Origin of the sequence: Streptomyces lusitanus (genome assembly GCF_042647945.1) — a bacterium.
In the GTDB taxonomy this organism is placed as follows: Bacteria; Actinomycetota; Actinomycetes; order Streptomycetales; family Streptomycetaceae; genus Streptomyces; species Streptomyces pseudogriseolus.
This window is the reverse complement of the sequence record NZ_JBHRWL010000004.1, coordinates 148591-172707: the sequence shown is the minus strand read 5'-3', so window position 1 is coordinate 172707 and position 24117 is coordinate 148591. Positions and strand designations below refer to the sequence as shown.

Annotated in this window: 26 protein-coding genes; 9 read left to right on the top strand and 17 right to left on the bottom strand. The window is 69.8% G+C overall.

Going from position 1 to position 24117, the window contains the following annotated elements:
- Nucleotides 1–15 precede the first annotated feature (15 nt).
- The 14 genes from ACFOSY_RS07395 to ACFOSY_RS07330 all read right to left on the bottom strand — a co-directional run bounded on the left by ACFOSY_RS07395 (nucleotide 16) and on the right by ACFOSY_RS07330 (nucleotide 14825).
- Complete coding sequence (locus tag ACFOSY_RS07395; protein ID WP_394305922.1) at nucleotides 16–1272, bottom strand: MinD/ParA family ATP-binding protein; 1257 nt, start codon at nucleotides 1270–1272, stop codon at nucleotides 16–18.
- Nucleotides 1273–1283: 11 nt separating this feature from the next.
- The gene (gene eccD / locus ACFOSY_RS07390; protein WP_394306234.1) at nucleotides 1284–2669 is read right to left on the bottom strand and encodes a type VII secretion integral membrane protein EccD; all 1386 of its coding nucleotides are present in this window, start codon (nucleotides 2667–2669) and stop codon (nucleotides 1284–1286) included.
- Between the two features lie 16 nt (nucleotides 2670–2685).
- Nucleotides 2686–2949 carry a hypothetical protein gene (locus tag ACFOSY_RS07385; protein WP_394305921.1) on the bottom strand — a complete coding sequence of 88 codons (264 nt, stop codon included), beginning with the start codon at nucleotides 2947–2949 and terminating at the stop codon, nucleotides 2686–2688.
- Between the two features lie 19 nt (nucleotides 2950–2968).
- Nucleotides 2969–3691 (bottom strand): immunity 49 family protein, encoded by a 723-nt coding sequence (locus ACFOSY_RS07380; RefSeq protein ID WP_394305920.1) that lies wholly within the window; start codon nucleotides 3689–3691, stop codon nucleotides 2969–2971.
- Nucleotides 3692–3876: 185 nt separating this feature from the next.
- A complete protein-coding gene (locus ACFOSY_RS07375) occupies nucleotides 3877–4755 on the bottom strand; it encodes an immunity 49 family protein (protein ID WP_394305919.1) in 879 nt (292 codons plus the stop codon).
- A gap of 12 nt (nucleotides 4756–4767) precedes the next feature.
- On the bottom strand, nucleotides 4768–7314 hold the full coding sequence (locus ACFOSY_RS07370; RefSeq protein ID WP_394305918.1) for a hypothetical protein: 2547 nt from the start codon (nucleotides 7312–7314) through the stop codon (nucleotides 4768–4770).
- Nucleotides 7311–7700, bottom strand: coding sequence for a DUF6507 family protein (locus ACFOSY_RS07365; protein ID WP_394305917.1), 390 nt, complete (start codon nucleotides 7698–7700; stop codon nucleotides 7311–7313). Before ACFOSY_RS07365 ends, ACFOSY_RS07370 begins: the two co-directional genes overlap by 4 nt.
- 58 nt (nucleotides 7701–7758) lie before the next feature.
- Nucleotides 7759–8070, bottom strand: coding sequence for a pore-forming ESAT-6 family protein (locus ACFOSY_RS07360; protein WP_006135376.1), 312 nt, complete (start codon nucleotides 8068–8070; stop codon nucleotides 7759–7761).
- Nucleotides 8071–8113: 43 nt separating this feature from the next.
- Nucleotides 8114–8446 carry a hypothetical protein gene (locus ACFOSY_RS07355; RefSeq protein WP_031060157.1) on the bottom strand — a complete coding sequence of 111 codons (333 nt, stop codon included), beginning with the start codon at nucleotides 8444–8446 and terminating at the stop codon, nucleotides 8114–8116.
- Between the two features lie 387 nt (nucleotides 8447–8833).
- Nucleotides 8834–9223 carry a D-ribose pyranase gene (gene rbsD, locus ACFOSY_RS07350; protein ID WP_394305916.1) on the bottom strand — a complete coding sequence of 130 codons (390 nt, stop codon included), beginning with the start codon at nucleotides 9221–9223 and terminating at the stop codon, nucleotides 8834–8836.
- Nucleotides 9220–10125 (bottom strand): ribokinase, encoded by a 906-nt coding sequence (locus ACFOSY_RS07345; RefSeq protein WP_394305915.1) that lies wholly within the window; start codon nucleotides 10123–10125, stop codon nucleotides 9220–9222. The genes rbsD and ACFOSY_RS07345 overlap by 4 nt, the downstream gene beginning before the upstream one ends.
- Nucleotides 10126–10265: 140 nt before the next feature.
- A complete protein-coding gene (locus ACFOSY_RS07340; protein ID WP_394305914.1) occupies nucleotides 10266–12233 on the bottom strand; it encodes an ABC transporter permease/substrate-binding protein in 1968 nt (655 codons plus the stop codon).
- Complete coding sequence (locus ACFOSY_RS07335) at nucleotides 12223–13788, bottom strand: sugar ABC transporter ATP-binding protein (protein WP_394305913.1); 1566 nt, start codon at nucleotides 13786–13788, stop codon at nucleotides 12223–12225. Before ACFOSY_RS07335 ends, ACFOSY_RS07340 begins: the two co-directional genes overlap by 11 nt.
- Complete coding sequence (locus ACFOSY_RS07330) at nucleotides 13785–14825, bottom strand: LacI family DNA-binding transcriptional regulator (protein ID WP_394305912.1); 1041 nt, start codon at nucleotides 14823–14825, stop codon at nucleotides 13785–13787. The genes ACFOSY_RS07335 and ACFOSY_RS07330 overlap by 4 nt, the downstream gene beginning before the upstream one ends.
- A 226-nt stretch (nucleotides 14826–15051) precedes the next feature.
- On the opposite strand from ACFOSY_RS07330, the gene ACFOSY_RS07325 reads away from it, so the two are divergent.
- Together ACFOSY_RS07325 and ACFOSY_RS07320 are read left to right on the top strand one after the other, a co-directional pair.
- Nucleotides 15052–15417 (top strand): hypothetical protein, encoded by a 366-nt coding sequence (locus ACFOSY_RS07325; protein WP_394305911.1) that lies wholly within the window; start codon nucleotides 15052–15054, stop codon nucleotides 15415–15417.
- Entirely contained in the window at nucleotides 15414–16076 is a 663-nt protein-coding gene (locus tag ACFOSY_RS07320; RefSeq protein ID WP_394305910.1) for a nucleotidyl transferase AbiEii/AbiGii toxin family protein, read from the top strand. Before ACFOSY_RS07325 ends, ACFOSY_RS07320 begins: the two co-directional genes overlap by 4 nt.
- A 127-nt stretch (nucleotides 16077–16203) precedes the next feature.
- Here the strand turns inward: ACFOSY_RS07320 and ACFOSY_RS07315 are convergent, their stop codons facing one another.
- Nucleotides 16204–16614 carry an ATP-binding protein gene (locus ACFOSY_RS07315; protein WP_394305909.1) on the bottom strand — a complete coding sequence of 137 codons (411 nt, stop codon included), beginning with the start codon at nucleotides 16612–16614 and terminating at the stop codon, nucleotides 16204–16206.
- 217 nt (nucleotides 16615–16831) lie between these two features.
- Between ACFOSY_RS07315 and ACFOSY_RS07310 the strand changes: the two genes are divergently transcribed.
- The 5 genes from ACFOSY_RS07310 to ACFOSY_RS07290 are packed head-to-tail and all read left to right on the top strand — an operon-like array spanning nucleotide 16832 to nucleotide 18504.
- Nucleotides 16832–17668 carry a helix-turn-helix domain-containing protein gene (locus ACFOSY_RS07310; protein WP_394305908.1) on the top strand — a complete coding sequence of 279 codons (837 nt, stop codon included), beginning with the start codon at nucleotides 16832–16834 and terminating at the stop codon, nucleotides 17666–17668.
- Between the two features lie 5 nt (nucleotides 17669–17673).
- Nucleotides 17674–17859, top strand: a complete 186-nt coding sequence (locus ACFOSY_RS07305) for a DUF397 domain-containing protein (protein WP_394305907.1) — start codon at nucleotides 17674–17676, stop codon at nucleotides 17857–17859.
- Nucleotides 17856–18065 carry a DUF397 domain-containing protein gene (locus tag ACFOSY_RS07300; RefSeq protein ID WP_394305906.1) on the top strand — a complete coding sequence of 70 codons (210 nt, stop codon included), beginning with the start codon at nucleotides 17856–17858 and terminating at the stop codon, nucleotides 18063–18065. The genes ACFOSY_RS07305 and ACFOSY_RS07300 overlap by 4 nt, the downstream gene beginning before the upstream one ends.
- The gene (locus ACFOSY_RS07295) at nucleotides 18062–18271 is read left to right on the top strand and encodes a DUF397 domain-containing protein (protein ID WP_394305905.1); all 210 of its coding nucleotides are present in this window, start codon (nucleotides 18062–18064) and stop codon (nucleotides 18269–18271) included. Before ACFOSY_RS07300 ends, ACFOSY_RS07295 begins: the two co-directional genes overlap by 4 nt.
- Nucleotides 18271–18504, top strand: a complete 234-nt coding sequence (locus ACFOSY_RS07290; protein ID WP_394306233.1) for a DUF397 domain-containing protein — start codon at nucleotides 18271–18273, stop codon at nucleotides 18502–18504. Before ACFOSY_RS07295 ends, ACFOSY_RS07290 begins: the two co-directional genes overlap by 1 nt.
- On the opposite strand, the gene ACFOSY_RS07285 is transcribed toward ACFOSY_RS07290, so the two are convergent.
- Both ACFOSY_RS07285 and ACFOSY_RS07280 read right to left on the bottom strand, forming a co-directional pair.
- Complete coding sequence (locus ACFOSY_RS07285; protein ID WP_394305904.1) at nucleotides 18498–19091, bottom strand: hypothetical protein; 594 nt, start codon at nucleotides 19089–19091, stop codon at nucleotides 18498–18500. The genes ACFOSY_RS07290 and ACFOSY_RS07285 overlap by 7 nt on opposite strands.
- Nucleotides 19092–19175: 84 nt before the next feature.
- Complete coding sequence (locus ACFOSY_RS07280; RefSeq protein WP_394305903.1) at nucleotides 19176–19748, bottom strand: Uma2 family endonuclease; 573 nt, start codon at nucleotides 19746–19748, stop codon at nucleotides 19176–19178.
- A gap of 66 nt (nucleotides 19749–19814) precedes the next feature.
- Between ACFOSY_RS07280 and recD2 the strand changes: the two genes are divergently transcribed.
- Complete coding sequence (recD2, locus tag ACFOSY_RS07275) at nucleotides 19815–22112, top strand: SF1B family DNA helicase RecD2 (RefSeq protein WP_394305902.1); 2298 nt, start codon at nucleotides 19815–19817, stop codon at nucleotides 22110–22112.
- Between the two features lie 280 nt (nucleotides 22113–22392).
- Nucleotides 22393–23682: a citrate synthase gene (locus ACFOSY_RS07270; protein ID WP_394305901.1), complete on the top strand. Its 1290-nt coding sequence runs from the start codon at nucleotides 22393–22395 to the stop codon at nucleotides 23680–23682.
- The last annotated feature ends 435 nt before the right edge of the window (nucleotides 23683–24117 follow it).

Here is a 24117-nt window from a genome sequence, read left to right as displayed (position 1 = left end):
TGGTCGGACCGGTGCTCAACGCACTCTCACCGCACGCCCCATCACCTCGGCGGTGAGACGCAGGACGGCCTCCTGCGTCGTGTGCGCCAGAAGGTCGGTGCGGATGGGGCCGCCGCCGGCCAGATGCCGGTCGTACGGCACGGTGACGACGGTGACACCGGCTTCCTTGAGATGCCCCGCAGCGGCCTTGTCGTCCAGCACCATGTCGGGAGTGCCGGCGACCAGCGCCACGACGGTCGTGGCCAGGGCGGAGTGCGGCAGCCTGGCCAGCCAGTCCAGGACCTGCCGGGTGGCGCCGACACCCTCCGCGGTGGTCGGCGCGACCACCACCCGGGCATGCGCGGTGTCCATGGCCGTGCGGGCCACCTCGCCGGGCAGCGTCTCGCAGTCGACCACGGTGACGGCGAAATAGCGGCGCAGCGCCAGCGTCACCTTGCGGTACGACATCACGTCCAGGGGTGCGCCGACCTGGCCCCGGCCGGCCGGCAGCAGCCAGCCGCCGTCCGACACCGGCACCAGATACCCGGTCACGTCGGTCAGTTGCATGGAAGGGTGCAGGACGGGCGCGAGGTCGGCGCACGTCCACCGCACGGACTCGGCACCCATGCGAACTGGCAGGGTGCCCAGGGCGGCGTCCGCCTCCAGGGTGAGCACCGGGTCGTGCCGGTAGTGATTCAGCGTGCGCCCGAGCAGCGCGGTGACGGTGGACTTGCCGACCCCGCCACGGATCGAGGTGACGGCCACAACCCTGCCTGTGGTGACCGGCTGCTGCACCTCGCGGGCGATCCTGGTCCGCTCGGTGACGTCCTGCGCCACCGACGAGGTGAGCTTGCGCAGCGCCCGCCCGGTCCGCCGGCTCACCGAGTCGCCGTGCAGGGGACGCCCCAGGGCCAGCAACAGGCGGGGGTCGAGGGTGGGGGCCGACTCGGGAGCGGGAGCCGTGGGGAGGTGTGGGCCGGACACGGGACCCGGAGCGGGCCGCCTCGGAGCAGGCTCCGGGACATGGCGTGAGTCGGGTACCGGATGCGTGGGACTGTCCGGTACGGCCGGTGCCTCGGGCTCGGTCGCCTCCTCGGTGCCGGTGGGCGTCGAGGGCGCGGGGTGGACCAACCGCAGCGAGGGCTCACCGGGCGGAGGGGTGTCGTGCGGCCGGACGGGTCCGGTCCCGGCCGTGTCCCGGCCGCCTTCTCCGGTGCCGCCGAGCTCACGCAGGACGTCCTGCTGCCAGTCACCGCCGCCGTCGTGCGACTGCGGCCGCTCCCGCTGCGTCATGCGTCGCCCTCCTAAGCGAAGGTGTCGAGCAGTCGCCCGTACACACCGAACACGCCGACGAGCAGGGGGAGAAGTGCCAGAACGCCCACCGACTCGAGCAGGTCCCCGGCCCTCCGCAGCCGCACCCGCACATGCTCGGCCGGCTGGACGGCGAGGACCACGAGAGCCAGCAGCGCCAGCAGGACGAGAACCGACAGTGGCGCCGCGGCAGGGGCATGGTCCGCCCACACCGCCAGCAGCCGTACGCCGACGCCGACGCCGGTGATCAGCAGGACGACCACCTCGGCGATCAGAGGGAAGGCACGGGCGCGCAGGGGCAGGACCACCGCGACGACCGCGGCCAGCGACACCGTCCACACGGAGGGGGAACGCAGCGCGAGCACGGCGGCCACCACGGCGGACGTGGCCACGGTGACCGTGGCGAGCACCAGCCCGCGATGGGCGGCGGCCAAGGCGGTGGACACATGGTGGCGACTGACGGACATACCGCCGGCGCGCCGGTCGTCGAGACCGGTGAGCCCGGACGCCGCCAGCGCGAGTCGTGGCAGGACTCCCAACGCCACGACACAGACGACGGCCAGCACAGCACCGACCCGCGCCTGTTGCTCCGCCGTGCCGGCACCGGACTGTACGACGACGGCGGCCTCCCAGACGGCCGTCGCGCCGGCCACCGCGCCGGCCCCGACCGTCCCGCCTCGCCCCAGCGGGGTGAAAAGGCCCAGCAGGAGCAGCGTCGCCACCGTCACGGCGGCCACCGCGGTGAGCCGCACCGCGCCGGTCGAGGACCCCGGGAGGGTGTCGGCCAGGCTCCACGCACCGAGCACGCCGAGCGCCCCGCCGGCGCTCAGAAGTGCGGTCGCGAGACCGTGCCGGCGTGCCCGGCCCAGAACCGCTCCCGCGGCCGCGGCCACGCCGGCCACGGCGAGCAGGGCTCCCGCGACGGCCGAACGTTCGTAGTGCGCACGTGCGAACAGGGCGGCGACGACCAGCAGGGCAACGCTCGCGAGACCCGCCGTCGTCCGCCGGGCGGACGGTCCCCACACCCATGTCCGGTGGCCCAGGTCACGGGCCACCTCGTCGCTGACGTCATGGACGACGGGGGCGGGCGGGGCGTCCTCGGCACGGACGAGACGCAGGACGGCGCCGTCGCGCACGCCCGCCGACTCGAGGGTGCTGTCGTGGTCGAGTGCGGAGCCGTCCACCGTGACGAGATGACGGGATGCGGGCCGCCCGTTCACGCGGTCGTCCAGCAGTCGCATGATCTCCGGCAGAAGGATGCCGACCGGCTCCCGCGCGGGCAGCACCAGATCGACTCGGCGTCGCTCACCGACGAGCGTGACCCGGCTCAACATCGCCGGACCACCGGCGGTCTCCCTGCTCAGAGCCCCCACAGACATCACGTTCGTGAACCTATCACCGGCTTGTATGACTACTGGAGGGAGTGGGGCCACCGTCGGAGTAGGGGTCCTGCCCCATCAGCCGGTGCGACACGAACGACCACCCGACGCACCCCGCGCACAGCACAGCCGCGATCACCATCCCGGCGATCACCCTGCCCACCCGCTCATCCAAGGTCCGCCGCTGCCGTTGCGTCCCGAAGACCAGGGCGTCCCGAAGCCGCCGCCGGCGCACGGCGACGGACTCGAGAAGCTGGCTGTCGTAATCCTGAGCGGTCATGGTGCCGCGTCACCTCGTGTCACGTGGGGAACTCGCCGAGCCAGCTGCGCTTGAGCAGGTGCTCGGGGAGGTATTCGGACTCGACCTCGATGGGCCGCCCGGCGTCGTATGCGAGGCAGGTGAGGGCGAGGAGGGCGAGCGGGACTCCCCCGTCTCCGGTCTCCTGGCGTTCCTCGTTCGCCGTCCAGTACTCACGGTGCAGTTCGAGCGATTGCACGAGAGTTTCGTTGAACTCGTCCGCATCTCGGCTGAGGAAGCGGAAGAAGAGATTGACCGGCGGGTAGAGCACCTTGAGTGCCGTCTCGCGGTCCATGAACCGCATCCGCTCGGGGTCGGTTCCCTCGATGGCGGCAGTGAGCTTCTCACCGAGTCCGGGACGCTCCAGCCAGTAGGTCTGCAGCGTGTCGACCCAGTCGTAGACGTACTCCTCGAAGACGGCGCCGGAGGCACGCAGGGTGTCGACGGACACCTGGCACAGCTGGGTCATACGGGCCTGATCCCGGCAGATCACCGCGAACCAGAAGGCATCGAGCCATGTGTCGGCGTCGGTGAAATCAGTGACGCCGACGGCAGGGATCACCCGGGTCTTGTGCGCGATGACGCACTCGACGGTGGTCCCCGCAGGAGCGGTGGCGGAGGCGAACAGGGCCGATCCGACCTGCATGGCGGTCACCCAGGCCTCCCACGTTTCGAGCAACTCCGCAGTGGGATCCAGGGAGCACTGGGTTTTTGCGGCGTTCATGGCACTACTGAAAGCCAGATCGAAGCTCTGAGGCCACTCCGGCAACTCCTCAACCCGTTGCACAACGCGCTCATTGAGCTGTGCCCGAGACCGGTCAGAGTCGGGGTGGCTGCCTGCCGGTGAGGGGCGAGTGATTTTGGTGGGCACGGACGGCATTCTCATTTCGTCAGGTCGAACGACTTCAATCACGTGTCGTACTCGCCGACCCAAGAACGCCTCAGAAGATGCTTGGGCAAATAGTCGGACTCGACCTCGATCGGGAATTCATTGTCGTAGGCCATGCAAGCCAACGCGAGGGGTGCGAGGGCCACTAGGCCGTCGCCGCTGACGGCGCGTGCCGCATCGCCGGACCAGTACTGTTTATGCCCGTTGACGGCGTCAAGCAGGGCGCTGTTGAACTGTTCGACCTCCCGGGCTTGGAAGCGATGGAAGAGGTTGAGTGGCGGGTACTGAATCTTCAGCATCATCTCTTTGTCGGTGATGCTGTCCCTCTCAGGGTCGGTGCCTTCGACTGCTGACACCAAGCTGTCCCACATGTCCGTCGCGCGACCGGCCCAGTAATTCTGAAGAGCGTCCACCCAGTCGTAAACATAGTCGTCGAAAGACGCGCCCTCGGGAACGGAGGCTCGAAGAAGTGACACGGGCACCTGCATCAGACGATCGAGACGGTCGTTCTCGCGGCATACCGTCGCCAGGTAGACCGAGGTGAGCCAGGCACCTGCATGTGTGTAGGTTGTCGGCCCCGTCGCAGGCAGATTCTTCACTTCACCCGCGCTTCCTATGCGGCATGCCACAGGGCCCTCGGTGGCCGTGGCCGCATCGAACAGGGCGCAACCGACCTGCATGGCGGTAACCCAGGCCTCCCAAGTCTCGAATTTCTCTGCCTCGGGGTCCACCAGGCAGCGCCACTTCGCCATGGTCAGGGTGCTGCTCAGTGCCCGGTGGCGAGACATCTCCGAGGTCTCCAGTCGCTCGAGAACACGGCGAGTCCCAGAAATGAGCGGCGCCATGTCCTCGGTCGCGTTGTCCGTGCGGAATTCATGGCGCGGAACGTTCGTGACCACGAAGCGTCTCCCTTAGTAGATCTTGAAATGTTCCAACACGGCACCGGTATAGGATCCCGTGTTGTCCTGCGCCTTCACCAGGACATATTGAAGTTTCCGGTTTTCCAGGGCCTCTTCGAGGGCGTTTGCTATCTTTGCGTCCTGTCCGCCTCGCGCCCACATCTTCTCAAGGATGGTGAGCAAGTACTCCTTGGTTCCCTGTTTTACCAGCATACCTTCATGGGAACCCGCTCCCTTACGCCAGCCCAGGTCTGCAGAGGGTGCCTTCGCTTCAACTATCAGATAGTTGCCGTCATCACCTAGCTTGTAAACCTGGTCGAACATGTCGGCGCCATTGGCGGTTTTCGGCAGCGGAACCCACTCGGCATCGGAGAACTGACGTGGAACCACGTGAAGCTCGGCGGCCTTTTCGCCCAGCTTCTCAGATATTTTGCTGTTGTTCGGCACATCGCCGAGTTGCCTGGTGTATGCCTCTTCTGCTCTCTTGTAGGCCTCGCGTGTGTGGTCTGTGGGTGAATCTTCGTATGCCTTTTTTGCGTCGGTCAAATCTCCGGCGACCTTGCGGTCTCTCGCCAGCCTGTCGAGTTCGGGGCGATGCGCTGGGGGCGCCGTGTCCGGTCCCAGTGGTGTCCGACCGAACTTGACGTCCGACGGACCGCTTGGCAGGTCGTGCTTGGCTACCAGGTTACCGTCCGCGTCCCTGGCCAGTATGGGCAATTCGACACCGTCAACTATCCGTGAGGCATCCTTGCGTCGGTCGAGAGCGTCGTAGTGTTCATCACGCCAGTCCGGATCGTTGTTGGCTTTCCAGACATGCTCGTCCTGAATGCGCTTTCGTTCCGCGGCGCTGAGCTCTTGTCCCTCAGCGGGGTTCCTTCCCTCGGGGAAGTGATCAGGGCCATGCGATTGTGCGGGCGAAGTCGTCGGACCAGGCCTGCCGTCTCCGCCGCCGGACCCGCCGTGCTGGGCGGGTACCCGGGCGCCGTCGGCCGCGTCACCGCCCGCGTGTCCGTCGCGGCCAGAGGAGTGGCCCCCGGTGTCGTGTGCCGGCACGGTGTCCGAGCCGCGGGCCCCCGCGTGCTCACCGACGTGAGCGGTCGGCGGCGTGTGTCCGCCGCCCCGAGCCGTAGCGTCGCCGACTGCGTGGACGCCCGCCCGCTCACTCGCGCCGACCAGCGCACCTTCCTCGCGTGGCAGGCTCTGCTCCAGCAGTTCCCGGTCCGCCGCGGACAGTTCGACCTTCGCCGGCGCCGCCGTTCCGTCCGCGCGGACGACCGAGCCGTCGTCCAGGTTGAGGCGGGTGCCGTCCGGCCACTCCACGACGTTGTCATGGATGACCGGCGTGTCGTCGGTGACCCGGACCACGCTGCCGTCCGGCTGGACCCGCCCCGCGCCGGAGGCCAGGTCGGCGTACGCTCCGGCATTCACGGTGCGCAGGTTGGCGAAGAGGTCGGACACCTTGACGGTGCCGAACTTCGCGGCCTTGCCGAGATACGTCATCGGGTCGACCAGACGCGCCGTCCTGCCGAGGGCGCCGACCGTGCGGGCCACCGCTCCGCCCTTGGCCGCCGCCCCGGCGCCTCCGGTGAACACCGTCGTCAGCACGTTGAAGGTGACGGCGCCGCCGGCCCGGGCGGGGTTGTCGCCCCACTGGTCCCAGGCGACCAGCGCCTTGCCCGCCTCCTTCACCGTGTTACGGGAGTCGCGCAGGTAGGACGGCAGCTTGTCTTCGGGCATCGTCCAGTACGCGATGCCGACGACCGGTACCGCGGTGATGACCAGGCCGGTGGCCAGCTTGCCGAGCCCCTTCCAGGCGTCGCCCGCAGCGTCCCAGCCGTCCACCCCGACAAGTGTGCCGAGACCGCGGATCGTCCCCCACACCCCGTCGACGAAGAATCCCTTGCCGAACTCGAGCAGTTGGTGACCCAGCCAGTCCAGCCCGTGCCGCTCCTTTTCCACCGTGCTGCCCCAGGGCAGTTCCTGCGACTGGTTCAGCATGTCGGCGGTGAAACCGTAGGTGGTGGTCCCGATCTTCAGCAGCCGCTTTTCCGCGCCGTCCTCGAGGATCAACGTCGAACCGCCCACCAGCGCGGTGATCTTGTTGTGGCAGGTGATCTCCGCCTGCCAGAAGGCGGACGTGGTGGCGTTGACGTCGTGTATCAGGTCGTTGTTGAGCTGGACGTTGTCCTCGTCCTCGCGCCAGTCGTCGTCCCCCGCGATCTGCTGCCGGAAGGTCTCCGCCCGCAGTTTGAGGCTCCTCAGCTTGGCGACGAGCGGCTGGACCTCCGCCTCGTAGGTGCCGAGGGCCGCCGCGACCTGCTCAAGGTCGTCGGCGAACTCGTCCGACTTGGTGGCGACGGGCGCCGTTGTCGCGAACAGTTGCTCCGCCTCCGGAGCCGAGTAGCACGCCGACAACCCCTGGAAGCGCGTGTGCACGTCCGAACCGGACTGCCGGAAGGTGAGGGCGTCGGCCGTCAGCAGCATCGTGTCGATGCCGAGTTGCTCGAGGTCCCCGGTGAACTGCGGGATGTTCTGCGGGTCGATGGGGCTGGTGCTCACCGGCCCCCCTGCTGTCCGTCCACGCCCGGCAGGTCGATCTTCGGCTCCTTGAGAGCGTTCGCCTGCGCCTGCGCCGCCATCTCGAGGTCACCTCGGACGTACGCTTTGCTCGCGGTAGCCGCGCCGTCGAGCGAGTTCGAGGTGCGCACCGCGATGTACTTCAGCCTCTTCGCATGGGCGTTGAAGAACTCGGCCAGAGCCGAACCGACCGGTCCCTGTACTCCGCTCTTCTCCACACCGCCCTGCTGAATCGTTCCCGCGGAAGCGGCCGCGCTCGGCAGGTTCTCCTGAAGCGCCTCGCCGATCGTGCCCAGGCTCTCGGCTGCCTTCGCCGTTTCCGTGAGGACGTGCTGCACTCCGGACGGCGAGATGTCCCACCCCGTCATGATTCCCCGTGCTCCCCTGTGCCGTTGTCCCGTCGTCGCGCCACGGACGCCTCGTGCGTCAGCCGATGTTGTCGACCGCTGCCCGCGCCTTCGCCATCGTCGCCTGCGCCGTCCCGTCGTTGTCCTCGAGGGTCGTGCGCAGAAGCTGGATGATGCTGCGCACCTCGTTGGCCGCACGGTTCCAGCGCTGTTCCTTGCCGTGGTACTCCTCGGAGACGCCATCGGCCTGGAAGTCGGCCATGGCGGCCTTCACGGCCTTGTCGCGGTCGGCGAGCACAAGCTCCAACTGCCCGATGATGCCTTGCAGACCGCCCTGCACCTCGCTCGAGGCGCCGGTGTCGTAGGAGCGGCGGTCCTGATTCTGGGCCATGTTCTTCCCCCTGTCGTTGCGCGAGCGGTGTTCTGGCGGCGGGTCAGCGTGCGCCGAACCGTGCCGCGTCGAAGTTCGCGGCGCCCATGTTCTTGTGGGCGTTGTCCTGCTGTTCGCTCTCACCGGTGGTGAACGCGGTGTCCATGCCGCCCTGGCCTTCGAGGATCGCGCTCAGGGACTCGTTGAGCGCGGCCGTGATCTCGTCGGCGCGCAGCTTGAAGGAGTCGAAGGCAACCTTGCCCGAGCCGTTGAACTTGCCCTCCAGGGGCTGGGCCGCCTGGATTAGCCGGCGAATGAGCACACCCAGGTCGGTGCTCGACCCCACCGTGTTCTTGCCGAGATCCGACAGGGTCGTGGACCCCATGTCGAACTTCACGTGTGTCACCCCCGTGCGTCACATACATCTCAGACCTACTCGAACATGTTGTCGCACGCCGCATTGCGCGCGCAACGCAGAACATCACCGTGTGACACGATCCGGACACGGCAGAGGCTTCCCGAGGGCAGTGCGGTCCGCCCTCTTCGACAGCCGGAAGAAAAACTCCCCACCCGTACAACCCTCCCCCCACCCCGCCTGTCTACATAGCGTCAGGACTTCCGGGTGGGGACCCGGGGGGGGACTTCAGGGAGGTCCTGGCGGGGGAGGGAAGCGAGGGGCCCGGTCGACGGACCGGGCCCCTCGAAGTTCGTGCGGGCGCCTCCCGCGGAGCGAACGGGGGCGCGCCTCCGAGAAGCCGGGCGCGCCCCGCGAAGTCCGCGCCTCTCAGAAGAAGACCCCGCACCGCAGCAGCACGTTCGCGTACGGGCTCGCCTCGCCCGTGCGGACAACCAGCCGCGCCCCGCACGTCAGTTGCTTCAGCCGCTCGTGCGGGACGTACGCCAGGTCCGGGAAGTGGCCCGACAGCAGCGACGCCGCGGCCGGGTTGGCGTCCCGTACCTCCTCCGCCGCCGTCGCGCCCTCGACCGCCAGCTCGGCGAGCAGCCCCTCCAGCACCTCCGCGAAGGACGGCACCCCGGCCGTGAAGGCGAGGTCCACCACGCGGGGCCCGTCCGGTATCGGCATGCCCGCGTCGCACACCAGCACCCCGTCGGTGTGGCCGAGCGTGGCGAGGGCGCCGGACAGGTGCCGGTTGAGGATTCCGTGCTTCTTCACAGCGCCGCGACCTCCGCCGCCGTCGGGAACGACACCTGCGCGCCCTCCTTGGTGACCGTCGCCGCGCCCACCCGGGCCGCGTAGGCGGCGGCCTCGGCGAGCGGTTCGCCCGTGCCGAGCCGCCACGCCAGCGCCGCGGTGAACGCGTCGCCCGCGCCCGTGGTGTCCACGGCCTCCACCTTCACCGACGGCACCCGCGTCACCCCGGCCGAGGACGCCACGAGCGCGCCCTCACCGCCCAGGGTCACGACCACCGAACGCGGGCCCTTCGCCAGCAACAGCCGCGCCCAGTCCTCGGGTTCACCGCTCACCTGGGCGCTGTCGCCGAGGATCACCTTCGCCTCGTGCTCGTTGACGATCAGCGGGTCGCAGGCCCCCAGCACCTCCGACGGCAGCGGACGCGGCGGCGACGGGTTGAGGACGAAGCGGCTGCCCGGCGCGAGGCTCCGCACCACCTCCACCACCGACTCCAGCGGGATCTCCAGCTGCGTCGACACCACCCGCGAGGCGTGGAAGAGGCTCGCGGCGGCGCGCACGTCCGACGGGGTCAGCCGGCCGTTCGCGCCCGGCGAGACGACGATGCTGTTGTCGCCCGACGGGTCCACCGTGATCAGCGCGACCCCGGTCGGCGCCCCGCCCACCAGCACGCCCACCGTGTCGGCCCCGGCCTCGCGCAGCGAGTCCAGCAGCAGCCGCCCGTGCTCGTCGTCCCCGACCCGCGCCAGCAGGGCGGTGCGCGCGCCGAGCCGGGCGGCGGCGACCGCCTGGTTCGCGCCCTTGCCGCCCGGGTGCACGGCCAGGTCGGAGCCGAGCACCGTCTCCCCGGCGCCCGGCCGGCGCTCCACCCCGATCACCAGGTCGGCGTTGGCCGAGCCGACGACCAGGAGGTCGTAGTCGTACATGAATTCGCTCCCCGATCCGCTGAGGAGGGCGGGCGGCCCGGTGACCGCCCGCCCGTGTGCCCCTGAGGCCCCGGCGCCCGTGGGGCTCCTGTGCCTCCGTGACCCCGTGCCTCCGTGATTCCGTGACTCCGTGCCCGGTGTCAGCCTTCGAAGCCGGCCACGTTCTCCTTCGTGACCACCTTCACCGGGACCTTCACCATCTTCTCCACCTTTTCGTCCTCCGCGGCCCGCAACGCGTTCCGTACGGCGATCCGGCCGAGTTCGCTCGGCTGCTGGGCGACGGAGGCGTACAGCGTGCCCGCCCGCACCGCCTTCAGCCCGTCCGGGGTGCCGTCGAACCCGACGACCTGCACCGACGTCCCGGCCTTGGAGCCGAGCGCCTTGATCGCGCCGAGCGCCATCTCGTCGTTCTCGGCGAAGACGCCGTCGATGCCGGGGTGCGCCTGGAGCAGGTTCGTCATCACGTCCAGGCCCTTGGTGCGGTCGAAGTCCGCGGGCTGCTTGGCGACGACCTTGATGCCCGGGTAGGCCTTCAGACCCTCCGCGAAGCCCGCCCCGCGCTCCCGGCTGGCGGAGGTGCCGGCCTGGCCCTGGAGGATCACGATGGTGCCCTTGCCGCCGAGCTTCTCGGCGAGCGCCTTGGCGCCGAGCGCGCCGCCCTCGACGTTGTCGGAGGCGACCAGGGCGGAGGTGTCCGCCTTGTTGACGCCGCGGTCCACGGCGATCACCGGGATGCCGGCCTGGTTCGCGCCGCGCACGGACGGTCCGGCCGCGTCGGAGTCCACCGGGTTGACGACGACCGCGGACAGCGAGCCGCTGGTGAAGTTCTGGAGCTGGTTGGCCTGCTGGGAGGCGTCGTTCTGCGCGTCGGTGACGGTGAGGTCCACGCCCAGCTTCTTCGCCTCCTCCTCGGCGCCGTCCCGGATCTGCACGAAGAACGGGTTGTTGAGCGTCGACAGGGACAGGCCGATCCTCGGCTTGTCCGCCCCGGACGAGCCGCTGTGCAGCAGCGAGGTGGCGCCGACGACCGCGACGGCGACGACGGCCGCGATCACGTACGTCAGTGCCTGCCTGGCCTTGTTCCCGCTGTTCCCGCCGCTGGACGCGCCGGCCGCCGGGGTGGTCGCGCCCGCCTTGCGGCGCACCGTGTCGAACAGCACCGCCAGCGCGATGACGACACCGATGACGACCTGCTGCCAGAACGCCGACACCGACAGCAGGTTGAGCCCGTTGCGCAGCACCGCGAGGATCAGCGCGCCGATCAGGGTGCCGGACGCCTTGCCGGTGCCGCCCGCGAGGGAGGCGCCGCCGATGACGACCGCGGCGATCGCGTCCAGCTCGTAGCCCTGCGCGGCCTGCGGCTGTGCGGACGCCAGCCGGGAGGCGAGCACGATGCCCGCGGCGGCGGCGAACAGGCCGGAGAAGGCGTAGATGGCGAGCTTCTGCTTCTTCACCCGCAGGCCGGACAGCCGCGCGGCCTCCTCGTTGCCGCCGATCGCGTACATGGACCGGCCGATGTACGTCCGGCCCAGGACGAACGCGGTGAGCAGGCCCATCACGACCATGACGAGCACCGGCACCGGCAGCCAGCCGCTGAGCGTGTCGCCCAGGTGGGAGACGGAGTCAGGGAAGGCGATGGGCGAGCCCTGCGAGATCACCAGCGACAGCCCGCGCGCCACCGACAGCATCGCCAGGGTGGCGATGAACGGCGGGAGTTTGCCGTACGAGACGAGGAAGCCGTTGACCAGGCCGCAGACGATGCCGGTCGCCACGGCGAGGAGCACCGCGAGGGCCACCGGGATCCCGGCCTCCGTCGCGCTCCAGGCGAGCACGGTCGCGGACAGCGCGGCGACCGAGCCGACCGACAGGTCGATGCCCGCCGAGACGATGACGAAGGTGACGCCGAAGGCGAGGATCGCGGTCACGGCGGCCTGGACGCCGACGTTCAGCAGGTTGTCGGCGGTCAGGAAGTCCCCGGACAGCGCCGACATGGCGATGACGAGGACGATCAGCGCGGTCAGGGCGCCGTTGTCGAGGAGCAGCCGGCGCAGGCCGCCGGTGGCGCCGCCCTGCGCGCCCGGCTTGCTCGTGAGCGTGTCAGTGGCCACCGGGGGCCTCCGTTCCGTTGCTGGGGGAGTCGGGGGAGCTGGGGGAGTCGAGGGTGTCGGGGGACGTGCTGACGGCGAGGGCCATCACGGCGTCCTGCGTGGCGTCGGCCGCGTCCAGTTCGCCCGCGAGCCGGCCCTGCGCCATGACCAGGACCCGGTCGCTCATGCCGAGCACCTCGGGCAGGTCGCTGGAGATCATGAGCACCGCGGCACCGGCCGCCGTCAGCTCGTTGATCAGCTGGTAGATCTCGACCTTCGCGCCGACGTCGATGCCGCGCGTCGGCTCGTCGAGGATGAGCACCTTGGTGTCCGCCAGCAGCCACTTGCCGATGACGACCTTCTGCTGGTTGCCGCCGGAGAGCGTGCGCACGTGCTGGCCGAGCCCGGCCATCCGCACCCCGAGCTGCCCGGCGATCCGGGCCGCGGCCTCGCGCTGCCCCTTGAGGTCGACGAGCCCCGCGCGGGAGGAGGACCGGAGCGTGACCAGGCCGAGGTTCTCCTCCACGGAGGCGTCCAGCACCAGCCCCTGGCCCTTGCGGTCCTCGGGCACCAGCCCGATCCCGGCCGCCAGCGCGGCGTTCACGTCGTGCCGGCGCAGCGGGGCGCTCGCGACGTGCACGGTCCCGGCGTCGTACGGATCGGCCCCGAACACCGCCCGGACCACCTCCGTCCGCCCGGCACCGACCAGCCCCGCGATGCCGACGACCTCACCGGCCCGCACCTCGAAACTCACGTCGTGGAAGACGCCGTCCCGGGTCAGCCCCTCCACCTTCAGCAGGGCGTCCCCGGCGTCGGCGCGCTCGCGCGGGTACTGCTGCTCGATCGACCGCCCCACCATGAGCCGCACGAGCTCGTCCTGAGGCGTGGAGGCGGGCACCTGCCCGACGCTGCGCCCGTCCCGGATCACGGTGACCCGGTCGCCGAGCGCGGCGATCTCCTCCAGATGGTGCGTGATGAAGACGATCCCGACGCCGTCCTCGCGCAGCCGCCGCACGATCGCGAACAGCTTCTCGACCTCCTCCGAGGTCAGCACGGCGGTCGGCTCGTCCATGATGAGCACGCGCGCGTCGAGGCTGAGCGCCTTGGCGATCTCGACCATCTGGAGCCGGGCGATGCCGAGTTCGCGCACCCGCGCCCGGGGGGACACGTCGACCCCGACGCGCTTCAGCAGCACCTCGGCGTCGGCGTCCATCCGCTTCCGGTCGATCATCCCGAACCGGCGCGGCTGCCGCCCCAGGAAGATGTTCTCCGCGACCGTCAGATCGGGGACCAGGTTGAACTCCTGGTAGATGGTGGCGATCCCGAGCCGCTCGGAGTCCTGCGCACCGTGGATGCGCACCTCCTCGCCGCCGACCGTGATCCGGCCGGCGTCGGGCGTGTAGGCGCCGGAGAGCATCTTGATCAGCGTGCTCTTGCCGGCGCCGTTCTCACCGAGCAGCACGTGCACCTCGCCGCGGCGCAGGTCGAAGTCGACGCCGTCGAGCGCGACCACGCCGGGGAAGGTCTTGCGGATGCCCTCGATACGCAGCAACTCGTCAGGACTGCGGCTGCTCACGGCGTACTCCTTCGTACGGGGGAGGGGGACGGGGGTCGCCCGGTCCCCGGCTCGCCGCACGAGCGGCGCACGACGAGCCGGGCGGGAAGGGTGACCGACGCGCCGGGCCGCCCGGCGATCCGGTCGACGAGGGCGCGTACGGCCGCCCGCCCCAGGTCGCCGGTGGGCTGGGCGATCGCGGTCACCGGGGGATCGGTGTGCACGAACCAGGGGATGTCGTCGAACGCGGCCAGCGCGATGTCGTCCGGCACGCGCAGCCCGCGCGCTCGGATCGCGTCCAGCGCGCCGAGCGCCATCAGGTTGTCGGCGGCGAACACGGCCTCGGGCGGCACGGGCAGGTCGAGGAAGCCCTCGGTGACGCGGCGCCCGCTGCCGGCCTGGAAGTCGCCCTGCCCGATGTAGGCGTCGGGCAGCTCAAGACCGTACGCGGCGAGCGCCTCACGGAAGGCGTCCACGCGCTCCCGGCCGGTGGTGGTCGCGGCGGGCCCGGCGATGATCGCCAGCCGCCGGTGCCCGAGCCCGTGCAGATGCGCGACGAGGTCCCGTACGGCGGCCCGCCCGTCCGACCGGACCACGGGCACGTCCACGCCGGGGATCCACCGGTCGACGAACACCATGGGCGTCCCCGCCCGCGCGGCCCCGAGCATCCCGGGCGAGCCGCCGTCGGTGGGCGAGACGAGCAGGCCGTCGATACGGCGGTCCAGCAGGGTGGTGACGTGGTGGTCCTGGAGGTCGGGCCGCTCGTCGGCGTTGCCGATGATCACGCTGTACCCCAGCGCGCGGGCCTCCTCCTCGACGGAGCGGGCCAGCTCGGTGAAGTACGGGTTCATCACGTCGCTGATGACCAGCCCGAGGGTGCGGGTCTCGTCGGTGCGCAGGGAGCGGGCGACGGCGTTCGGCCGGTACCCGAGCGCCTCGACGGCGGCGGAGACGCGCCGCCGGGCGTCCTCGCTGACGGACGGATGCCCGTTCAGGGCACGCGACACCGTGGCGACGGACAGCCCCGCCTCGGCGGCGACGTCCTTGATACTCGCCATCGCCGTTCCACCTCCTCGTGGAATCGATTACACGGAGGATTGGAAACGATTACACCGGCGGTGGGCAAGGGGGTGGGGGTCGCCGCAACCGAATCGTGACCGGGGGGGGCGAGCTCCGCCCCGGGCGTGGGTATGCGGCGAAGCCGGGTGAGCCGACGGTGCCGTGGATCCGTGCCAGCTTCGCGCGAGCTGTGACCAACGGGACGAACGCAGGGATAATGCGGCCATGGATACGCCGCACTCCCGCTCCCTGGGGCCTTCCGCCGGAGAGGTGCTGCGAGCTCGGTACGCGTCCCGTCTGCCCGGCGGGCTGGACGAGCTGACCGGGCCGGCGCACGGACAGGTGGAGTTGCCGCTGCACGTTGCCTGGTCCGGGCTGCGGTCCTACGACCTGGACCGTCCGCGTCAGCGGATGAGCCTGTACCGGACGGTTCTGGCGGAGGGGCAGCGCGACGACCTCCCCACCCTGCTGAACCGGGACGTGCTGGTCGGTCAGTGGCCCGTGCTCCGCACGCTGGTGAGCAGGCACGTCCGGGACGTGTGGGAGGACGCCTTCCCCGAACTCGCCCGTGAGGCGTCCGAAGCCGCGTGAACCTCAGCGATCTGCATCGGCGCCTGCTCGCCGACGTCCTCTCCATCGGCACGCCCTACCCGTTGGTCATCACCGGCGGATATGCCGTCCAGGCGCACGGGCTGGTCGACCGGCTCAGCCAGGACCTCGACGTCGCGACGGAGAATCCCGCTCCCATGCCGGACATCGCCGAGCATCTCCACCGGGCCCTGGCCGAGCGCGGCTGGCGCGTGACGATGATCGGCGTCGACCCGTTGTCGGCACGACTGCTGGCTGCGGACCCGGACACCGGTGAGGAGTGCGAGGTGGACGTCCTCAAGGAGAACCTGTGGGCTGCGCCGCTCGAAACCCGGTACGGACCGGTCCTGGCCTTCGACGACGTCGTCGGAACCAAGGTTCGCGCCCTCGCGGACCGTGGTGCGGTGCGGGATCTGATCGACGTTCACGCGGCTGCTGCCCACCGTACGAAGCGGGAACTCGAGCGGCTGGGTGAACGGCACGGCCGGGACGAGTTCCGCCCGGAGGATCTGCGCGACCGTCTCACGGGTGCCGAGTGGTACGACGACGACGAGTTCGCTTCCTACGGACTCACCGAGCAGCAGATCGCGGAGCTCAGGGAGTGGGCCCGGCAGTGGGCGAGTGAACTCGAACGCCGGCTCGCTGAAGACGCGGAGTTCTAGCTGCCTGTTGACCCTGGAGTGGGGGCGGTGCCGCGCGGTCCTGGTCCCGGACCACGTCCTCATGGGGCAGGCCCGCGCCTTTGGCCGGACGGATCGCGGGGGATTTGGGCGTGCCACCCCCGTGGGTCTACGCGGCGCCCACCTCGCACCACACGAACTTCCCCCGGCTGCCGTCCCGGGCGAGGGGCTGCCAGCCCCACACGTCGGCACACGCCCGTACGAGGGCGAGCCCGCGTCCGTCCTCCCGCTCCAGCAGCGGCGAGAAGGGCTGCGGGGGCTCCGGCGGAGAGGGGTCCGCGTCCCACGCCCCGATCCGCAAGGTCCCCGGCGGCGACCAGCGTACGCGCAGGGCGGCGGGCCCTTTGGTGTGCCGTACGGCGCTGGCGACGAGTTCGGTCGCGAGCAGCTCGGCGACGTCGACGAGGGCGATCAGTCCGTGCACGGTCAGGATGAGCCGCAGGGTGCGGCGACTGACGGTGACGGCGCGGACGTCGTTGGGGATGTGGAGGGAGTACTCCCAGGACTCGTTTTCAGGCATGCGGAAGTCCGTTCCGGGTGGGGTGGGTTGAACGACGGGACCGGTGTCATTGCCGCAGCCGCCATGGCAGGGCGGAGCGGTGCGCTTCCGGATTCCGGTTTCGCACTGTGTGCGTCGCGTGACTGAACGTAAATCTAAATCTAGGGACGCGGCAAGCGGGTCGCGTAATCTGAACCCGAACGAGGTGCATCAACCCAGCGGTGGGAGAGGCCGGTCGATGGTGAAGAGGCGCGAGCCCACGGCACGTCAGATGCGGCTGGCCACGGAGTTACGCAGACTGCGGGAAGCGGCGGGCCTCACCTCACGGCAGGCCGCCGCACTGCTCGGGGTGGCTCCCGCCCAGATCACGCACATCGAGTCGGCGCTTGCGGGCGTCAGCGAGCAGCGGGTGCGCCGCCTGGCGTCCCATTACGCGTGCACGGATGCGGAGTTCGTCGACGCCTTGGTGGCCATGGCGACCGACCGGACGCAGGGTTGGTGGGAGGAGTACCGCGGTCTCCTCCCGACACCGTTCCTCGATCTGTCCGAGTTGGAGCATCACGCGCGGTTCCTGCGACACGTGGCGATCCTGTACGTGCCGGGATTGCTTCAGACCGAGGACTACTCCCGTGCCGTCTTCTCAGCGCGATTGCCGGAGTTGAGCCGGGAGGAGCTGGAGCTGCGTATCCGGCACCGCAAAGAGCGTCAGAAGTTTGCCATCCCGTATGAAGCGGTCATCCATGAGGCGGCACTGCGCATCCGGGTCAGCGGCCGAGCCACCGCGCGCGCTCAACTGAACCGACTTCTCGAGCTGTCCGAGGCCGGGCACGTCTCCGTACGTGTCATCCCTCTCGACCGGGACGACTTTCCTAGAGCATCCAGCACGATGACCTACGTGGGCGGCCCCTTGCCCAAGCTGGACACTGTGGTCCGCGACGCCTTGCACGGCACGGTCTTCATCGATGCCGAGGCACAACTCGAGACCTACCGGACGAGTTTCCGTATGGTGGAGGCGGCTTCACTCGACCCTGATAAGTCGCGTGACTTCATCCACAGCCTGGCGAAGGAGCTGTAGTCCGCATGGAGAACTGGCGTAAGTCGTCCTACTCCGGTCCTGGCGACGGCGATTCCTGCGTGGAGATAGCGCGGAGGCCGGCTCACATCGCGATACGGGACTCCAAGGTGCCCGACGGGGCCACTCTCTCGTTCCCCGCCTCCATGTTCGCCGCTTTCCTCGCCGGCCTGAAGCAGGCGAGTGGAGCATGAGGCGTGCGGCCATCACGTCGGAGGGTTGGCGTAGGTCGTCCTACTCCGGTGGGGGCGACGGCAACAATTGTGTCGAGATCGCCAACTCGCAAGCTCGCACAGCCGTTCGTGACTCGAAGGCCCCGAACTGTGGAAATCTCACCTTCCGAGCGGCGGTCTTCGCCGCCTTCGTCGAAGGCCTCAAGGAGGCGACGAGCAGGACATGAAGGACACCGACATGACCCTGTACCGCTGGCGTAAGTCGTCCTACTCGGGCCCGGGTGACGGCAACGAGTGCGTCGAGATCGCGACCTCCCTCGCCCGTACGGCCGTTCGCGACTCGAAGGCCCCTGACCGGGCCACCCTTGTCTTCCCCAGCGAGACCTTCGCGGCCTTCGTCGAGGGCCTGAAGAAGGCGGCAAGCGGTTCGTGATGCCTCGCGTCACCACCTGGCGGAAGTCGTCCTACTCGGGCCCTGACGACGGCAACAACTGCGTCGAGGTCGCCACCTCAGCTGACCATACAGCCGTCCGTGACTCGAAAGCCCCCTCACAGGGAGTCCTCGTCTTCCGCGAGGGAGCCTTCGCCGAGTTCGTCGACGCCCTGCAAGGAGCCGAAGGTCGGCCATGCACCCGCTCACCCGAGACGGGAACCTCCGCTCACTGATCCTCGGGTCCGGCCCTCATCAGCGCGGCCGGATCCGGGAAGCGGGGGTTGCCGGCCAGGTCCCTCGCAGCCTCCGCGTCGGACCAGAGCACCCGCTCGGGTGAGCCGTCGCCTGTGTCGAAGAGGCAGCACACCGCGCCGGACGCGGCGGCGAGGTCGGTGAAGACCTTCCTGACCGCGGGTGACGCCTCGAAGAGCCTGCTCATCCTCGATGTCGCAGCCCAGAACTCCAGGCATGCGTAGTGCGGGTCCAGGAAGGATCGGAAGCGGACCGTCAGGTAGACGTATCCGATCGGGACCCGCCCGTCCACCACGTGATGCCCGAAGTCCTCCGCGTACGCGCGCACCGCTTGGTCCGCCGGGAACATGATGGACGTGTCGAGTTCGAAGCTGTCCAGCGAGGAACAGTCGACCGGCTCGCTCCCGAAAGAAGCCGTGAACGGCAGGACGACCCGCTCACCGTCCGGGAGGGTCACAGGCAGCGGCGGCGCCTCCCGCCCCGGCGGCGCCAGCTTCGCCACCTCGGTCAGCGCACGCGCCAGGTTCTCCGGGCGCAGGTAGATGTCGTAGCCGTAGGTCAGTCCCATGGTCCCCCCTCTGCCCAGGCAGAACAGCACCTTCTCACGTGACGCGGGTCCGGGAAGGACACGAACCGGACCGCTCGGGCCGAGCTACCCGTCCCTGCCGTACCGGCGGAACTCCGACGTCCGCACCGTCCACGGCCCGAACGGCACCTCGTCGCCGAAGATGTATGGCTCCTTGCTGCTGTAGCGGCCCTTGCACGGCTCGGAGTGGACCTCGATCGTGCCGGTGCGCGGGTCGACGATCATGTAGTGCGGAATGCCCATGGCCGGATAGTCGGCCAGCTTCTCGTCGTAGTCGTTGCTCGGGTTGGAGGGCGAGACGATCTCGACAGCCGCGAGCACCTGGGTCGCGTCGACGGCCAGGCCTTCTTCGTCGAGGACGGCCTCGGGGATCACGACGGCGTCGGGGCGGCGCATGCGGCCGATGGCCGGGTGCTCGATCTCGGGACCGTTCGCACAGATGTAGCCGGGGTGGGTGTCGGGCAGTTGCGCGTCCAACTGCTTGCAGATGCGGCGGACCGTACCCTCGTGCCGCTTCGACGGGCGCCTCATGGCCAGTACCGGACCCGACGGCCCGATTTCGATGCTCCAGGACCCTCCGAGGCGCTCCGCGTATGCCGCGAGGTCTTCGGCGATGGCGCGCATCCTGGCGTAATCCATGAGCCCAGACTAGGGAGAAGCCGACTTCCCCACCGCCCTGTCACACCCCACCGATACCGTCGGATCATGCCCAACCAGCCACCCGCCGCGGCGGCCCCCGGGGAGCGTCGGCTCGCCACGCTCGAAGGGGTCCTGGAGCGCATCACGTACGCCAACGAGGAGAACGGCTACACCGTCGCCCGCGTCGACACCGGCCGGGGCGCCGGCGATCTGCTCACCGTCGTCGGGGCGCTGCTCGGCGCGCAGGTGGGGGAGTCGCTGCGGATGGAGGGGCGCTGGGGGTCGCACCCCCAGTACGGCAAGCAGTTCCACGTCGAGAACTACACGACCGTGCTGCCCGCCACCGTCCAGGGCATCCGCCGTTACCTCGGCTCGGGGCTGGTGAAGGGCATCGGGCCGGTCTTCGCCGACCGGATCACCCAGCACTTCGGGACGGACACCCTCCGCGTCATCGAGGAGGAGCCCAAGCGGCTCATCGAGGTCCCCGGGCTCGGGCCCAAGCGGACCAGGAAGATCGCCGACGCCTGGGAGGAGCAGAAGGCGATCAAGGAGGTCATGCTCTTCCTCCAGACCGTCGAGGTGTCCACCTCCATCGCCGTGCGCATCTACAAGAAGTACGGCGACGCCTCGATCTCCGTGGTGAAGAACCAGCCCTACCGGCTCGCCGCCGACGTCTGGGGCATCGGGTTCCTCACCGCCGACAAGATCGCCCAGTCCGTCGGTATCCCGCACGACAGCCCGGACCGGGTGAAGGCGGGCCTCCAGTACGCGCTGTCGCAGGCCACCGACCAGGGGCACTGCTACCTCCCCGAGGAGAAGCTGATCGCGGACGCGGTGAAGCTGCTCCAGGTGGACACCGGGCTCGTCATCGAGTGCCTGGGCGAGCTGGCCGCCGAGCCGGAGGACCCGGGCGAGGACCCCGGGGTCGTACGGGAGAAGGTGCCCGATCCCGACGGCGGCGACCCCGTCACCGCCGTCTACCTGGTGCCGTTCCACCGCGCCGAGGTGGCCCTCGCCGCCCAGCTGATGCGGCTGCTGCGCACCGACCAGGACCGGATGCCCGCGTTCCGGGACGTGGCGTGGGACAAGGCGCTCGGCTGGCTGCGCGGCCGTACGGGGACGGAGCTGGCGCCCGAGCAGGAGGCCGCGGTCAAGCTGGCGTTGACGAAGAAGGTGGCCGTGCTGACCGGCGGGCCGGGCTGCGGCAAGTCGTTCACCGTGCGGTCGATCGTGGAGCTGGCCCGCGCCAAGAAGGCGAAGGTGGTGCTCGCGGCCCCGACCGGCCGCGCCGCCAAGCGGCTCGCCGAGCTGACCGGCGCCGAGGCGTCCACCGTGCACCGGCTGCTGGAGCTGAAGCCGGGCGGGGACGCGGCGTACGACCGGGACCGGCCGCTGGACGCCGACCTGGTGGTGGTCGACGAGGCGTCCATGCTGGACCTGCTGCTGGCGAACAAGCTGGTCAAGGCCGTGCCCCCGGGCGCCCACCTGCTGTTCGTCGGGGACGTGGACCAGCTGCCCAGCGTGGGCGCCGGTGAGGTGCTGCGGGACCTGCTCGCCGACGGCAGCCCCGTCCCCGCCGTCCGCCTCACCCGGGTCTTCCGCCAGGCCCAGCAGTCCGGCGTGGTCACCAACGCCCACCGGATCAACGCCGGGCAGCACCCCGTGACCGACGGTATGAAGGACTTCTTCCTCTTCGTCGAGGACGACACCGAGGAGACCGGGCGGCTCACCGTGGACGTGGCGGCCCGGCGCATCCCCGCCAGGTTCGGCCTCGATCCGCGCCGGGACGTGCAGGTCCTCGCCCCCATGCACCGGGGCCCGGCCGGCGCGGGCACGCTCAACGGGCTGCTCCAGCAGGCCGTCACGCCCGCCCGCCCCGACCTGCCCGAGAAGAGGTTCGGCGGCCGGGTGTTCCGCGTCGGCGACAAGGTCACGCAGATCCGCAACAACTACGAGAAGGGCGCCAACGGCGTCTTCAACGGCACCGTCGGCGTCGTCACCGCGCTCGACCCGGTGGACCAGCGCCTGACCGTGCTGACCGACGAGGACGAGGAGGTGCCGTACGACTTCGACGAGCTGGACGAACTGGCGCACGCGTACGCGGTCACCATCCACCGGTCCCAGGGCAGCGAGTACCCGGCCGTCGTGATCCCCGTGACGACAGGGGCGTGGATGATGCTCCAGCGCAACCTGCTCTACACGGCGGTCACCCGCGCCCGGAAACTCGTCGTCCTGGTCGGCTCCCGCAAGGCCATCGGGCAGGCCGTGCGCACGGTGTCGGCGGGCCGCCGCTGCACGGCCCTGGACACGCGCCTCGCCGCAGGGGCCGGCGGACCTCGCCCCGCCGGTTCCGCATCGGCGTGAGGGGGACTCGGGTGGACTCGGGGGGTGCGCCCCCTCTCGGCGGGGGCGGACGCCGCTGTGAGGGCCCCGCCACGCAAAAATGATCGATCAAATGAGTCGTGAAGGTCACAGAGGGCTTCCGGAAGGGGAACACAGGGGGCAGGATGGGCAAGTTGGCGGCACTCAGTGCCGTCAATAGGCCCGATGGTCGACCCCGAGTGCACTCTCCTGAGCCGAGTGGGGGATGGTAGAGACAGTCAGGGCACCTCGAAGATGAGGCACAACGTCGGTGAGGGAAGACGTGAGCGACAACTCTGTAGTACTGCGGTACGACGGCAGCGAGTACACCTACCCGGTGATCGACAGCACCGTCGGTGACAAGGGCTTCGACATCGGGAAGCTCCGCGCCCAGACCGGTCTGGTGACGCTGGACAGCGGCTACGGCAACACCGCCGCCTACAAATCCGCGATCACCTATCTCGACGGCGAGGCCGGCATCCTCCGGTACCGCGGCTACCCGATCGAGCAGCTGGCCGAGCGCTCCACCTTCCTGGAGGTGGCCTACCTGCTGATCAACGGTGAGCTGCCGACCGTCGACGAGCTGGCCGCGTTCAAGGACGAGATCACGCAGCACACCCTGCTGCACGAGGACGTCAAGAACTTCTACCGGGGCTTCCCGCGCGACGCCCACCCGATGGCCATGCTGTCCTCGGTGGTCTCCGCGCTGTCCACGTTCTACCAGGACAGCCACAACCCGTTCGACGAGCAGCAGCGCAACCTCTCCACCACCCGTCTGCTCGCCAAGCTTCCGACGATCGCGGCCTACGCCTACAAGAAGTCGGTCGGCCACCCGTTCGTCTACCCGCGCAACGACCTCGGCTACGTCGAGAACTTCCTGCGCATGACGTTCTCGGTCCCGGCGCAGGACTACGAGCTCGACCCGGTCGTCGTGGCCGCCCTGGACAAGCTGCTGATCCTGCACGCGGACCACGAGCAGAACTGTTCGACCTCCACCGTGCGCCTGGTCGGCTCCTCGCAGGCGAACATGTTCGCCTCGATCTCCGCGGGCATCTCCGCCCTGTGGGGCCCGCTGCACGGCGGCGCCAACCAGTCGGTGCTGGAGATGCTGGAGGGCATCCGGGCCGACGGCGGCGACGTCGACTCCTTCATCCGCAAGGTGAAGAACAAGGAGGACGGCGTCCGCCTGATGGGCTTCGGCCACCGGGTCTACAAGAACTTCGACCCGCGCGCCAAGATCATCAAGGCCGCCGCGCACGACGTGCTGTCCGCCCTCGGCAAGTCCGACGAACTGCTGGACATCGCGCTCAAGCTGGAGGAGCACGCGCTCTCCGACGACTACTTCGTCTCGCGCAGCCTCTACCCGAACGTGGACTTCTACACCGGTCTGATCTACCGGGCCATGGGCTTCCCGACCGAGATGTTCACCGTGCTGTTCGCTCTTGGGCGGCTGCCGGGGTGGATCGCCCAGTGGCACGAGATGATCAAGGAGCCGGGGTCTCGGATCGGGCGTCCGCGGCAGATCTACACGGGGGTTGTCGAGCGGGACTTCGTTCCGGTCGAGGAGCGCTGACACCTGCCGGTGCGGGTTGGGTGCCTTGCGCCCAGTAGCTCGGTGCCAGAGGGGCGTGGGCGGCTGCGGGTCGGCTTCGGCTGGTCGCGCAGTTCCCCGCGCCCCTTCGGGCGTCCTGGTCGCCGCGCCCCCTCCAAGTGAACGGGCAAAGGAAAAGGCGCCCTGGCCGCCGGTCCCCCCACGGGCCGACGGTCCAGGGCGCCTTCCCATGTCCCGGTGCGGATTCCCCCCACGGGATCCGGCCGGGCGCTTGTGAGGACAGCGCCTGAATCGCTGGTTGAGTACGGCGGACCTGAATCCGCCGCACCCGTCGGTGTGCGGTCTGCCGGGACAACGCACGTCGGGAGGGCCGCTCAAAGCTTCCCTGGGCACGTGCCCCGGCAACGCAATCTCTGGAGAAGTCCCCCAAGACATCCCCAGATGCCAGGTAGCGCC